Source organism: Allobosea sp. 05T438 (assembly GCF_056396025.1).
Genome location: NZ_JBFTKQ010000002.1, coordinates 560,564 through 574,247, shown reverse-complemented (window position 1 = coordinate 574,247; position 13,684 = coordinate 560,564). Strand labels below are relative to the sequence as shown.

The window sequence follows — 13,684 nt, the reverse complement described above, 5'->3', positions numbered from 1 at the left end:
CTCCTCAGATCGCCGGCTGGATCTTGTCGTCGCTGGGGCGGCCGTCGCCGAAAATCGTGGCGGCCTCCACCTGCACGGCCTTGAGCGTGCGTTTCGAGGGCTGCTCGGGAGCATCCGCGCCGCCGATTTCGTCCGGTCCCTTGTCGATCAGGCGGTTGATCAGGAGGATGCCGGCCGTGAACACCACCGAATAGACGCAGACGAACAGGATGAGCGAGATCGCGACCTGCGTCGCCGTGACCGGCGAGACGGCATCGGCCGAGCGGATGATGCCCGTCGCCAGCCAGGGCTGGCGGCCGACCTCGGTGACGAACCAGCCCGACAGGATGGCGAGGAAGCCGGCGGGCCAGGAATACTGCGCGATCCAGAGCCAGCGCCGCGATTCGAACACCGTGCCCTTGCGCCAGAGCCAGGCGCCGATCCAGCCGAACAGGATCATCAGCATGCCGATGCCCACCATCGAGCGGAAGGCGAAGAAGGGGATCAGGACCGGCGGCCGGTCCTGCACGGCGAAATCCTTCAGGCTCGGGAAGAGCGCGTTCATGCTGCCATGGGTGACGAGGCTGGCGACGCCGGGGATCGAGATCTCGAACCGGTTGAGTTCGGCCTTCTCGTCGGGCCAGGCGAAGAGCACGAGAGCGCCGGGCTTCGAGGAATCCCAGTGCGCCTCGATCGCGGCCAGCTTCGCCGGCTGGTAGGTCGCGGTGTCGCGGCCGTGGAAATCGCCGATCACCGCCTGCAGCGGCGCGGTCAGCGCGATCATCAGGATCGCCATCCGCACCATCGTCTTGGCCGATTCGGTGCGGTGCCCGGCGAGCAGATGACGTGCGCCGGTCGCCAGCACGACGAAGGCGGTCGTCAGATAGGCCGCGGTCATCATATGGGCGAAGCGCAGCGGGAATGTCGGATTGAAGACGATCTTCACCCAGTCGACCGGATAGGCGATGCCGTCGCGCACCTCGTGTCCAGCCGGATACTGCATCCAGCTATTGGCCGAGAGGATCCAGAAGCCCGAGAGTGCCGTGCCGCCCGCGACGATCAGCGCCGAGGTGAAGTGCAGCCAGGGCGGCACCCGCTTCCAGCCGAACAGCATCACGCCGAGGAAGGAGGCTTCCAGGAAGAAGGCCGAGAGCACCTCGTAGCCGATCAGCGGCCCCACGACATTGCCGACCGCGGTCGAGAACCGGCTCCAGTTGGTGCCGAACTGGTAGGACAGCACGATGCCCGAGACCACGCCCATCGCGAAGGAGACCGCGAAGATCTTGGTCCAGAACCGGGCGAGCAGGTGGAACTTCTGATCGCCCGTCTTCAGCCAGAGGCCGAGCAGCGTCGCGATATAGGCGGAAAGCCCGATGGTGAAGGCGGGAAAAACGATGTGGAAGGAAACGGTGAAGGCGAATTGAATGCGCGAAAGCAGAAAAGCGTCGAGTTCCATCGCAAGGCTCCGGCCGGCTGCCGCCTTGGGGCGGCTCGAAACGACTCTTCTGAGGCAGCATCGTCGCTCTTGCCCAGATTAGTCAAATTCGAACCCCGGCGAGGCGCGGCAATGTCGCAGGCGCCGGGCCGCGTTGTCGCAGGGGCAGAAAATCCACAGCCTCCGCCGGTGATGGATGGGCGCCAAGCTCCGCGCCCGCTTGCTCGAAACGGAATGCCCCTCTCGCCCCTGCGGGACCTCGCGCTACTCGTATTCGCCCTCGATATCCTTGCCGGTGTAGTCCGTCATCAGCGCCGTCGCGATCAGGCTGAGCACGGCGCAGGCGAGGATGTAGAACGAGATCGCATAGGCCGTCCCATACTTGGCGTACAGCCAGGCGGCGATGAGCGGAGCCGGGCCGCCGGCGATCACCGAGGCGAGCTGGTAGCCGAGCGAGGCGCCGCTATAGCGCAGGCGCCCGGTGAAGGATTCCGCGATCAGCGCCGCCTGCGGTCCATACATCATGTCATGCGGCACGAGCGAGATGACGATGGCGAGGAAGATCATCGCCGCCGAGCCGGTATTCAGCATCCCGAAATAGATGAAGCCGAAGGCGCCGGTAGCTGCGGCGCCGATCATATACATGCGCCTGCGTCCGATCAGATCGGAGATGTGACCGAAGAGTGGGATCGAAACGAACGACAGGATCGAGCCCGCCAGCACGGCGATGAGCAGAAAGTCGCGCGAGACCTTCAGTGTCCCGACGCCATAGGCGAAGACGAAGGCGGTGAAGATGTAGAAGGGCGCCTGCTCCGCCATGCGCAGGAGCGCGCAGAGCAGAATCTCCCTGGGCTGGCGCCGAACCACCTCCAGCATCGGCGCGCGCTCGACCTTGTTTTCGGCGACGAGCCTGCGGAATATCGGCGTTTCCATGATGCCGAGCCGGATCCAGAGGCCGATCGCGACGAGCACGAGGCTCAGCAGGAATGGAACCCGCCAGCCCCAGGTCAGGAATTGATCGCCGGAGAGCCAGCTGAAGGCGAGGACCGCGAGATTGGCGAGGAAGAGGCCGCAAGGCACGCCGAACTGCGGCCAGGACGCGATGAAGCCGCGATGGTTGGATGTCCGCGCCCATTCCATCGAGAGCAGTACGGAACCGCCCCATTCGCCGCCGACCCCGACGCCCTGGACGAAGCGCAACACCGTCAGGATGATTGCGCCCCAGATGCCGATGCTCTCGTAGGTCGGGACGAGTCCGACGAGGAAGGTCGCGATTCCCATCAGCATGAGCGTGGCGATGAGCGTCGATTTGCGGCCGACGCGATCGCCATAATGGCCGAAGATCGCCGCGCCGACTGGCCGGGCGAGAAAACCGACCGCATAGATGGCGAAGGCCTCCAGCGTGCCGACGAGCGGCTCCGATCGCGGGAAGAACAGCCGGGCGAAGACCAGGCCGGTCACCGTGCTGTAGAGGAAGAAATCATACCATTCGATCGCGGTCCCGATCGTGCTTGCGACGATGGCACGTCGAAGTTGCCTGCCATGCTCTTCTTCGGACAACGTGCCGACGCCAAAATCGATGGCTGCCATGGTCAGCCTCCAAGCATCGACGGTCCGCTGCGCAGGCCGCTGCAAAATCAAACAATATTATATCGCAAATTGTCGGAAATGGCCATTTTCTCAAGCGCTGGCGGTTGGGCAATCGCTTCAAGTTGATCGACCGTCCCGTGATTCCCGGCGGAGGCCACCGGCATTGCGAGCAGCGTCAACGCGAAGCAATCCAGGGGCTACGGCGCGAGCCCTTCCGGGTTGCTTCGCTTTCGTTCCCGATGACGCGGCGGTGGTTGCGGTCTTGAGGCATTCACACCGGGGATGCCTTAAGGTAAAGCGGTCGCCTGGAGATGGCCGGTTTCCAATGCTCTCCGCGCCATTCCGGCCTGCCCATCGTCGCTAACGGCCTCTGATCCCGCTCAGGACGCTTGGTGATCGCTGGTTTGGCAGGCCCGGTCCGGGCGCCGCGACTGCAAGTGCGACTCGGCGGCCGTCATCTCGCATCTTTCAATTCCGTTCTGCATCGAGATTTCCTGAGATTATGCTGGCCACGAGCGTGCGAGCTGGGATAGCATCAAAGGTGGTCTGAAGCATCCGTTCAATTTTTTATGCCTGAAATGTTGAAGCCTTCCGACGGGTCCGCAGGCCAATACTGCTTGCGTTAGCTAACCGATTAATTTCGTACGACGAAATCGGTCTCGCCGCATTCGGCGAGAAGTCGCTCGCGCATGTCTTTGGGGAATGGGGTCTGCCAAGTATTGGAGGGTCACATGGTGTCTAGTTGTGAACCGAACGGAATACCGACGACCACTCGAGAAGGCCTGCAACAAGCATTGAACGGTTGGCGCGCGCGATCCAGCGCCGCGCTGCTCGGCACGGCAGCGCTGATATCGCTGGCCTTGGCCGGCCCGGCAATCGCGCAAGCGCCTGCTCAGCCGCCCGCGCAGCAGCAACGGCCCAACATCGTCGTCATCATGGGCGACGACATCGGCATCTGGAACATCGGCGCATACCACCGCGGCATGATGGCGGGCCGCACGCCGAATCTCGACAAGCTTGCTGCCGAGGGCATGCTGTTCACCGACTACTATGCCGAGGCGAGCTGCACGGCCGGACGCGCCAACTTCATCACCGGCGAGCTGCCGATCCGCACCGGGATGACCACGGTGGGACAAGCGGGAGCACCCATCGGCTTGCCTGCCCAAGCCGTGACGATCGCCACCGCGCTTAAGGGCATGGGCTACGCCACCGGCCAGTTCGGCAAGAACCACCTTGGCGACAAGAACGAATTTCTGCCGACGGTGCACGGCTTCGACGAGTTCTTCGGCTATCTCTATCACCTCGATGCGATGGAAGACCCCTGCCATCCGAACTACCCGCAGAACCTCAGGTCGCAGGTCGGCCCTCGCAACATGCTTCACACGTTCGCGACGACCAACGACGACCCGACGGTCGATCCGCGTTGGGGCAAGGTCGGCAAGCAGTCGATCGCGGACGCGGGCGAACTGTGCCCGAAGCGCATGGAAACCGTGGATGACGAAATCCGCGACCTTTCCTTCAGGTTCCTCGACAAGGCCAAGGCGGACAACAAGCCGTTCTTCCTCTGGCTCAATCCGACGCGCATGCACATCGTCACGCACCTGTCGCCCAAATACGAGGCGATGCGGAACTCGACCAACGGCTGGAGCATTCACGAAGCCGGTATGGCTCAGCTCGACGACGACGTCGGCCTGGTGATGAAGAAGCTCAAGGACATGGGCGTGGATGACAACACCATCGTCATCTTCACCACCGACAACGGCACCGAGGCGTTCACCTGGCCGGACGGTGGACAGACGCCATTTGCGCAGAGCAAGGGCACGATCATGGAAGGCGGGTTCCGTGCACCGGCGATGATCCGTTGGCCAGGCAAGGTGCCGGCGGGCAAGGTCGAGAACGGCATCGTCTCCGGGCTCGACTGGTTCCCGACATTGCTGGCCGCGGCCGGCAACCCGAACATCGCCGAGGAGCTGAAAAAGGGTAAGCAAATCGGTGACCGCACCTACAAGGTCTATCTGGACGGCTACAATCAGATGGATCTGATCACCGGCAAGGGCCCGTCGAACCGAAACGAGATCTGGTACTTCGGGGAAAGCGAGCTCGGAGCGGTGCGTATCGGCGACTACAAGTATCGTTTCATCGACCAGCCCGACGGCTGGCTCGGCGACAAGACCAAGGCGGACGTGCCCTATCTGACCAACCTTCGCCTCGATCCGTTCGAGCGCACGGGCTGGCCGGAAAACGGTACCAAGTCCGGATCGCAGGAATACTTCCAGTGGTTCAAATACGAATTCTGGCGCTTCGTATTCGTGCAGGACCAGGTCGAGAAGCTGGCCATGACGGCGATCGAGTTCCCGCCGATGCAGAAGGGCGCAAGCTTCAATCTTGATGCCGTGAAGGCGAAAATCCAGGCCGCCCAAGCGGCGATGGCCAAGTAAGGATGGCCATGGCAGACTGCAGGAAGTGAGGCTCATCGCGGCGGGCGGCTCGGACAGGGCCGTCCGCCAGTCTGTGCGAGGTCATCCAGAACACGCGCGATGTTTAGGGATGGCCGCTGAGGATCTCGCCCCACCGGCAAACCAGCAGCCGCGGCAGGACTATGGGCTCGGGGGCCGCTGCTGATCACTGACGGTTCGAAGCAGAACCGAGACGAGATTTCCGCTTGCCCGCCCACCACCGCCATCTGGAGGCCTGGCTTCGGTTCTAGGAGCCTGCCGCAAGCGCGGCCTTGAGGGCGCGCAGATCGCGCCAGGCGAGGCGCTTCTGCAGCGGCTGCCGCAGCAGATAGGCCGGGTGCAGCGTCGCGATGGCGCGGATGCGCCGGGAGCCGGTGTCGTACTCCACCCATTGTCCGCGCGAGCGCAGGATGCCGCTGAAGCCGAGCAGCCCCTGCGCGGAGGGGCCGCCGACGCAGACCAGGATGTCGGGGTCGGCGAGCTCGATCTGGCGCTGGATGAAGGGCAGGCAGATCGCGACCTCCTGCGGCGTCGGCGTGCGGTTGCCCGGCGGCCGCCAGGGCAGGAGGTTGGCGATGTAGACGTCGTTCTGGCGGCTGAGCCCGATCGCCGCCAGCATCCGGTCGAGCAATTGGCCGGAACGGCCGACGAAGGGGAAGCCGAGCCGATCCTCGTCGGCGCCGGGGGCTTCGCCGACCATCATCACCCGGCCTTCCGGGTTGCCGTCTGCGAAGACGAGGTTCTTGGCCGTCGCCTTCAGGGCGCAGCCTTCGAACTTGGCGAGCGCTTCCTTCAACTCGTCGAGCGTGCGTGCCTCGCGGGCGAGCGCACGAGCGCTGACTGTCGCGTCGTCAGGCGCGGTGGCTGCCGCCGCGATCGGCCGGGCAGGGGCGGCCGGTCGGCCCGGCAGGGGGCGCAGGCGCGGCTGGCCGGCGCCGGCGGAGAGTGTCGGTTCGGCAAAATGATTGCGCGGCGTCTCGTCGAGCGCCTCGGTCACGCCCATCTCGGCGTACCAGCTCAAAAGCTCGTAAGGGTCTGGCGCGTCGGGGCCGACTGTATCGGACAGGCTCATCCGCGCATCCTATACGCTGCAAAGCCGCTTCGCGAGCCAACGCAGTTGCAAAATGGAACGGGCGCTTGGATAGAGGGGTTCCAGACTGGATGGAAGCCGAGCGTTGAACGAGTCGGCGAAACAGTTCATATATAAACTAATCGCGCGATGCGGGTTGCCAAGGCGGAGGGCAGGATGGATCTCAAGGAAGCGCAGAGCGAACCGCGCGAGAGCATGGACTATGACGTMGTCATCGTCGGCGCGGGCCCTGCGGGTCTGGCGGCTGCGATCCGGCTGAAGCAGCTCGACGAGAACATCTCGGTCGTCGTGGTCGAGAAGGGAGCCGAGGTCGGCGCTCACATTCTCTCCGGCGCCGTCATCGATCCGATCGGCCTCGACCGCCTCGTGCCGGATTGGCGCGACGATCCCGACCGCCCCCTGACCACAGAGGTCAAGGAAGACGTCTTCTATTTCCTCACCCAGCCGAACGGCATCCGCCTGCCGAATTTCGGCATGCCCTCGCTGATGAACAATCACGGCAACTTCGTCGGCTCGCTCGGGCTGGTGGCGAAGTTCCTGGCCGCCCGCGCCGAGGCGCTGGGCGTCGAGATCTATCCGGGCTTCGCTGCCGCGGAACTGCTCTACAACGAGGACGGCTCGGTCGCCGGCATCGCCACCGGTGACATGGGCATCGCCAAGGACGGCACAGTCTCCGAGCGCTTCACCCGCGGCATGGAATTGCGCGGCCGCTATACGTTGCTGGGCGAGGGCGCACGCGGCTCGCTTTCAAAGATCGCGATCAAGAAGTTCGATTTGGACGCCGGCCGCGAGCCGCAGAAATACGGCATCGGCCTCAAGGAGCTCTGGCAGGTCAAGCCGGAGAAGTTCCACAAGGGCCGCGTCCAGCACTCCTTCGGCTGGCCGCTCGACAACAGCACCGGCGGTGGCTCTTTCCTCTACCATTTCGACGACAATCTGGTTTCCGTCGGCTTCGTCGTGCATTTGAACTATCAGAATCCGACGCTCTCGCCCTTCGACGAATTCCAGCGCTTCAAGACCCACCCGCTGATCCGCGACACCTTCGAGGGCGGCAAGCGCATCGCCTATGGCTCGCGCGCCATCACCGAGGGCGGCTTCCAGTCGGTGCCGAAGCTGACCTTCCCGGGCGGCGCGCTGATCGGCTGCGCGGCGGGCTTCGTCAACGTTCCCCGCATCAAGGGCAGCCACAACGCCGTGCTCTCCGGCATGCTTGCTGCGGAGAAGCTTGTCCCGGCGCTGCAGGCCGGCCGCAGCCATGACGAGGTCGTCGAGATCGAGACGAGCTGGCGCGACAGCGCCATCGGCAAGGACCTGAGGCTCGTCCGCAACGTCAAGCCGCTCTGGTCGAAGTTCGGCACGCTGGTCGGCATCGGGCTCGGCGGCATCGACATGTGGCTGAACCAGCTCTTCGGCTGGTCGCCCTTCGGCACGCTGAAGCACGGTAAGCCGGACTACGCGACGCTGAAGCCGCTCGCCGAGGTCGAGCCGATCACCTATCCGAAGCCGGACGGCAAGATCTCCTTCGACAAGCTGTCCTCGGTCTTCCTCTCCTCGACCACTCACGAGGAGGATCAGCCGGCGCATCTGAAGCTCACCGACCCCTCGATCCCGATCGGGAAGAACCTGCCTGTTTACGGCGAGCCGGCGCGGCTCTACTGCCCGGCGGGCGTATACGAGGTCGTCTACGAGAATGCCGAGACGAAGAGCAATCCGCGCTTCGTGATCAACGCGCAGAACTGCGTCCACTGCAAGACCTGCGACATCAAGGACCCGGCCCAGAACATCACCTGGACGGTGCCGGAAGGCGGCGGCGGGCCCGGCTACGCGAATATGTGATCGGCTGACTCAGCCAATCCTACGAAAAAAGGCGCGCCGGGAGGCGCGCCCTTTAGTCTTTTGGAAAAGGCTGTCAGCCATTGCGCACGACCGGAGCCGTCGGCTTCGGCTCGTCCTTGGCGAAGCCGGCGAGAAGAGTGACTGCGGCAAAGCTCAGAACAATCTTCTTCATTGGAACGATCCCAATAATGTTGCTGCGTGCACTGCGAGCAGACGAAATATAGAATCGATATCCTTTGCCGATGACCAATGTTTTCTCGCTGAACCCTGCGGGGAAAACGGGTTCGTTGGGACTGTTGCGCCGCCGCTACGAAGCCGCCGCATTCGCGCTGAGCCCCGCTTGCCGGCTCGCCCGGAAACCGCCATCTTGGCGGCCTACGCGAGCCATCACGGTCCGCCGAATGAGCGCCCGGAGCATTGGGCGGCGGACCGAGGGAGAAGAGCAGTCGTGACATTTCTGAAGAAGGTGCGTGCCTCCGGTACGGCTGCTGCCTTGTCGTTGTTGATGGTTCTACCGGTGGCCGCCGCGGCCCAGGGAGCGACCGCGCCGCGTTCGTCTGATTCGCTGGAGCCGGCCGACAGCCTCGAAGGGAATTATCTCGCCGCCATCGTGGCGGGCGCCTCGCGCGATCTCGGCGCGGCCTCGGTTTATCTGCGCGAAGCCGTGCGGGAAGACCCGCGCAACAGCGAGTTGCTGGAGCGCGCTTTCGTCGCCTTTCTCGCCGACGGCGCCATGCCTGACGCCTTCCGCGCCGCCGACAAGCTGATCCAGCAGGATCCGAGCAATGGCCTGGCGCAGCTTGTCATCGGCATCCGCTCGATCAAGCAGAAGAGCTACCAGACCGCCCGCAATCATCTCCAGCGCGGCGGTCGCGGCCGGGCGGCCGACATCACGGCCACGCTGCTTTCCGCCTGGTCCTATCTTGGATCCGGCAACTCCAAACGCGCCATCGAGACACTGGAGCGTCTGAAGGGCGAGCCCTCCTACAACCTCTTCCGCGACTATCATGCCGGCCTGATTCTCGACGCCGCCGGGCGCAAGGCGGAGGCCGAAAAGCGGCTGAAGGCCGCCTACGACGCCGAGAAGACCACGTTGCGCCTCGTTGATCTCTGGGCGCGCTTCCAGGCCCGCAGCGGCGATTATGCCGGCGCGGCTGCGACCTATGCCGATTTCGACCGGCTGCTGCCCAACCACCCGATCATCCGCGAAGGCATGTCGCTGGTGTCGAAGAAGGAGGCGCCGCCGCGCCAGATCCAGACGCCGCAGCAGGGCGCGGCCGAGGTGCTCTACGGGCTCGCCAGCGCCGGCAATCGCCAGGGCGACGAGGCCGCTGCTCTCCTCTACCTGCGCATGGCGATCTATCTGGATCCCGGTCATGACCTCGCCATCCTGACGCTGGGCGACATCCTCGAGCGGGCTCGCCAGCCCGAGGATGCGGTCGCGGTCTATGACAAGATGCCGGCCTCCTCGCCGCTGCGCTCGAACGCCGAGATCCAGGCGGGCCTCGCGCTGGAGAACCTTGGCAAGCCCGACGAGGCCGTGAAGCATCTGCAGAAGGTCATCGCGGAACGGCCTGATGATGTCGACGCGCTCGCCGCGCTGGGCAATATCTATCGCTCGCGCAAGCAGTTCGCCGAGGCGGCCGCCGCCTACGACAAGGCCATCGACAAGCTCGCCTCGCCCGGCCGCGCCAACTGGGATCTCTACTATTTCCGCGGCATCGCCCGGGAACGTATCAACCGGTGGCCGGAGGCCGAGGCCGATCTGCGCAAGGCGCTGGAATTGCTGCCCGATCCGCTCGGCCGCGAGCGCGCGCTGGTGCTGAACTATCTCGGCTATTCGCTGGTCGACAAGCACCTCAAGCTCGACGAGGGGCTCAGCATGCTGCGCCGCGCCGTCGAGTTGCGCCCACGCGACGGTTACATCATCGACTCGCTCGGCTGGGCCTATTACCGGCTCGGCCGTTACGAGGATGCCGCTCGCGAGATCGAGCGCGCGGCTGAGCTGCGCCCCTCGGACCCGGTGATCAACGACCATCTCGGCGATGTCTATTGGCGCACGGGCCGCCAGCTCGAGGCGAAGTATCAGTGGAACCATGCCCGCGATCTCAAGCCCGAGCCCGAGGATCTCGAGAAGATCCAGCGGAAGATCGAGCGCGGGCTGGAAGATCCTTCGGCCAATGTGGTCGACGAGGCCAAGAAGGACGGCGGCTGACGCTGATCACCGCGCGGGGCTGAACCGGGAGCGGCCGTGGCTCTACCGCTGACGACGCGCGCGCGCGCCAAGGTCAATCTCGACCTGCGGGTCCTGGGCCGGCGCGAGGACGGCTATCACGAGCTCGAAAGCCTGGTGGCCTTCGCCGGGGTCGGGGATGAGCTGACGCTGGAGCCGGATGCGCCGCTCTCTCTGTCCCTCGCCGGTCCGCGCGCGGCGGGGCTGTCTGCCGAGGACGACAACCTCGTCCTGCGTGCTGCGCGGGCGCTCGCGATAGTCCGTCCCGGCCTGCGTCTGGGGCGCTTCCATCTCGTCAAGCGACTGCCCGTCGCTTCGGGAATCGGTGGCGGTTCGGCTGACGCGGCCGCGGCGTTGCGTCTGGTCGCACGCCTGAACGGCATTGCTCAAACCGATCAGGCTCTGCTGGGCGTCGCCGCGAAAGTCGGCGCCGACGTGCCGGTCTGCCTTGATTCGCGGGCGCGGCTGATGGCCGGCGTCGGCGAGCGGCTCGGGCCGGTGCTGCACCTGCCGCCGCTTTTCGCCGTGCTGGCCAATCCAGGCGTGGCAGTCGAGACGGTCGCGGTCTTTCGCACCCTGGGGCTGGAGCCGGGGCAAAAAATGACGGTCTCGCGTACCGCGCCTGATTCGGTGCCGAGAGGCGAGTTCTTCGAGGCGCTCGCCGCCTCCCAGAACGATCTGGCGGAGGCGGCCCGGCGTGTCGCACCGGCGATCGACGAGGTGGTGGAGCGGCTGGCCGGCTTGTCGGGCTGCCGGCTTGCGCGCATGTCCGGGTCGGGCGCGACCTGCTTTGCGCTGTTCGACGATTGCTCGGCCAGCGCCGAGGCTGCCCGCGCGCTGGCGAAGGCTCGTCCGGACTGGTGGGTGAAGCCGACGCTGCTGCGTTGAGCCGCGCCGGCGCGGCTTCAGTGTGCCCGCGCCACGCAGAAATCGACGGCGGCGTTGAGCGCCTGCTTCATCGGCGAGGCCGGGAACAGGCCGAGCGCATCCTTGGCCATGCGGGCATAGTGTTCGGCGCGCGCGATGGTGTCGTCCAGCGCCTTGTGCCGACGCATGATCGCTTGCGCTTCTTCCAGATCGCCGTCGCGAATTTCGCCGTCCTGAAGGGTGCGCTTCCAGAAGGCGCGCTCCGCCTCGTCGCCGCGGCGGAAGGAGAGCACGACGGGCAGGGTGATTTTGCCCTCGCGGAAATCGTCGCCGGTGTTCTTGCCGAGCTTCGCCGCGACGCCGCCATAGTCCAGCGCGTCGTCGATGAGCTGGAAGGCGATGCCGAGATTGAGCCCGTAGCTTCGGCAGGCGGCGGCGTCCGCCTTTGAGGAATTGGCGATCACCGGGCCGACCTCGCAGGCGGCGGCGAAGAGCTCCGCCGTCTTGCCGCGGATGACCGAGAGATACTCGTCCTCTGTCGTCTCGGTGTTCTTGGCGACGGAGAGCTGCAGAACCTCGCCCTCGGCGATCACCGCCGCGGCCGTGGAGAGAATGTCGAGCGCCCTGAGAGAGCCGACCTCGACCATCATCTTGAAGGCCTGGCCGAGCAGGAAATCGCCGACGAGCACGCTCGCCTCGTTGCCCCAGAGCATGCGCGCGGCGAGCTTGCCGCGGCGCATGTCGCTCTCGTCGACGACGTCGTCATGCAGCAATGTCGCGGTGTGCATGAACTCGACGGACGCCGCGAGCTTGACGTGGCCTTCGCCCCGGTAGCCGCAGAGATCGGCCATGGCGAGCGTCAGCATCGGCCGCAGGCGCTTGCCGCCCGAGGAGATCAGATGGTTCGCGACCTCCGGGATCATCGTGACCTCTGAGCCGGTGCGCGACAGGATCATCGCATTGACCCGCTCCATGTCGGCGCGCGCCAGCGCGACTAGCGGCTCGATGCTCGCCTGATTCGATTCCCGTTCCTCGAGGGAGACGACGACACCCACTGAAGCACTCCGGATCAGATTCTCGCGCCAGGGCGACGCCCCGCAGCCATGCCACAACCGTTGCATGGGACGCCAGCCCCCTGCAAACCGTCGCGACGCCGCAGCTTGCGCGAAGGGGGCGGGTCGGGCTCCATGGGGCGATGCACGAACTCATGCGCACCAACGACCTCATCCTGCTCGGCGCCGTCGAGGCCCTGCTGGGATCAGCCGGGCTGGATTGCCTGATCGCGGACCAGCATATGAGCGCCCTGGAGGGCATGACCGGCGCCTTTCCACGCCGGCTCCTCGTGCGCGCGGCGGACAAGCGCCGGGCGCGGGCTCTTCTGATCGAAGCCGGTTACGGAGCCGAGCTGCGCGATGAGTGAGGTGAAAACACCGCTTGCGTTGGGCGAAATCGTCGAGGATCGGCTGCTCGACGGCCGGCTTCGCCTCTACCAGCCGCGCAAGGGCCACCGCGCCGGCACCGACGCCATCCTGCTCGCGGCGGCGCTGCCCGAGCTCGATCGCGCAACGCTCCTCGATATCGGTGCGGGCGTAGGGACGGTGGGGCTCGCCGCTGCGCTGTTGCGCCCTGCCTTGCGCGTCACATTGCTGGAGCGCGATCCCGAACTGGCGACCTTGGCGAGGCAGAACATCGCGCTGAACGGCATGGCCGGTCGCGGGATTGTCATCGCGGCCGATGTCACCGCGCCGGCGGCGGAACTGGAATCGGCGGGCCTGAAGCCGGCTTCCTTCGATGCGGTCGCGATGAACCCGCCCTTCTATCCGCAGGGTGGAACGCGCGCCTCGCCGACGCCCAACCGCCGGGCGGCTCATGTGGCGGAGGGCGATCTCGAGCCCTGGCTGCGTGCCGCGCGGCGGGCACTGAAGCCCGGCGGCCTGCTCGCGATCATCCATCGGGCCGAGGCGCTGCCGGATCTGCTTGCGGGCCTGGGCTCAGGCTTCGGCGCTGTCACGATCCGGCCCGTCCATGGCGTCGCCGACAGGCCGGCGATTCGGGTTGTCGTCACGGCGGTGCTGAACAGCAGAAGGCCGGCAGAGCTGTTGCCGGCCTTCGTGATCAATGGGCTCGACGGCCGCTTCACGGCGGAGAGCGAGGCCGTGCATCGCGGGCAGGCGCGCCTGTAGCATCGGACCGAAAAG

10 protein-coding genes are annotated in these 13,684 nt (G+C 65.6%); 6 read left to right on the top strand and 4 right to left on the bottom strand.

Translation table 11 applies throughout. The annotated features are described in order from the left end of the window. Positions 1–4 precede the first annotated feature (4 nt). Together AC1DIN_RS06555 and AC1DIN_RS06550 are read right to left on the bottom strand one after the other, a co-directional pair. Complete coding sequence (locus AC1DIN_RS06555; RefSeq protein ID WP_476809120.1) at positions 5–1,435, bottom strand: cytochrome ubiquinol oxidase subunit I; 1,431 nt, start codon at positions 1,433–1,435, stop codon at positions 5–7. A 243-nt stretch (positions 1,436–1,678) separates the two neighbouring features. After that, entirely contained in the window at positions 1,679–3,004 is a 1,326-nt protein-coding gene (locus tag AC1DIN_RS06550; protein WP_476809119.1) for an MFS transporter, read from the bottom strand. 689 nt (positions 3,005–3,693) lie between these two features. On the opposite strand from AC1DIN_RS06550, the gene AC1DIN_RS06545 reads away from it, so the two are divergent. Continuing rightward, positions 3,694–5,442 carry an arylsulfatase gene (locus AC1DIN_RS06545; RefSeq protein ID WP_476809118.1) on the top strand — a complete coding sequence of 583 codons (1,749 nt, stop codon included), beginning with the start codon at positions 3,694–3,696 and terminating at the stop codon, positions 5,440–5,442. Positions 5,443–5,707: 265 nt separating this feature from the next. On the opposite strand, the gene AC1DIN_RS06540 is transcribed toward AC1DIN_RS06545, so the two are convergent. Further along, complete coding sequence (locus AC1DIN_RS06540) at positions 5,708–6,532, bottom strand: uracil-DNA glycosylase (protein WP_476809117.1); 825 nt, start codon at positions 6,530–6,532, stop codon at positions 5,708–5,710. 174 nt (positions 6,533–6,706) lie between these two features. Here AC1DIN_RS06540 and AC1DIN_RS06535 point away from each other — a divergent pair, with 174 nt between their 5' ends. The 3 genes from AC1DIN_RS06535 (at position 6,707) to AC1DIN_RS06525 (ending at position 11,507) form a co-directional block, all read left to right on the top strand. Beyond that, positions 6,707–8,386, top strand: coding sequence for an electron transfer flavoprotein-ubiquinone oxidoreductase (locus tag AC1DIN_RS06535; RefSeq protein WP_476809116.1), 1,680 nt, complete (start codon positions 6,707–6,709; stop codon positions 8,384–8,386). Between the two features lie 448 nt (positions 8,387–8,834). After that, a complete protein-coding gene (locus AC1DIN_RS06530; RefSeq protein ID WP_476764898.1) occupies positions 8,835–10,601 on the top strand; it encodes a tetratricopeptide repeat protein in 1,767 nt (588 codons plus the stop codon). A gap of 36 nt (positions 10,602–10,637) precedes the next feature. After that, positions 10,638–11,507, top strand: a complete 870-nt coding sequence (locus AC1DIN_RS06525; RefSeq protein WP_476809115.1) for a 4-(cytidine 5'-diphospho)-2-C-methyl-D-erythritol kinase — start codon at positions 10,638–10,640, stop codon at positions 11,505–11,507. 17 nt (positions 11,508–11,524) lie between these two features. Here the strand turns inward: AC1DIN_RS06525 and AC1DIN_RS06520 are convergent, their stop codons facing one another. Beyond that, a complete protein-coding gene (locus AC1DIN_RS06520) occupies positions 11,525–12,541 on the bottom strand; it encodes a polyprenyl synthetase family protein (protein WP_441468818.1) in 1,017 nt (338 codons plus the stop codon). 140 nt (positions 12,542–12,681) lie between these two features. Here AC1DIN_RS06520 and AC1DIN_RS06515 point away from each other — a divergent pair, with 140 nt between their 5' ends. Further along, entirely contained in the window at positions 12,682–12,906 is a 225-nt protein-coding gene (locus AC1DIN_RS06515) for a putative signal transducing protein (RefSeq protein ID WP_476809114.1), read from the top strand. Next, entirely contained in the window at positions 12,899–13,669 is a 771-nt protein-coding gene (locus tag AC1DIN_RS06510; protein WP_476809113.1) for a tRNA1(Val) (adenine(37)-N6)-methyltransferase, read from the top strand. Before AC1DIN_RS06515 ends, AC1DIN_RS06510 begins: the two co-directional genes overlap by 8 nt. Positions 13,670–13,684 lie beyond the last annotated feature (15 nt).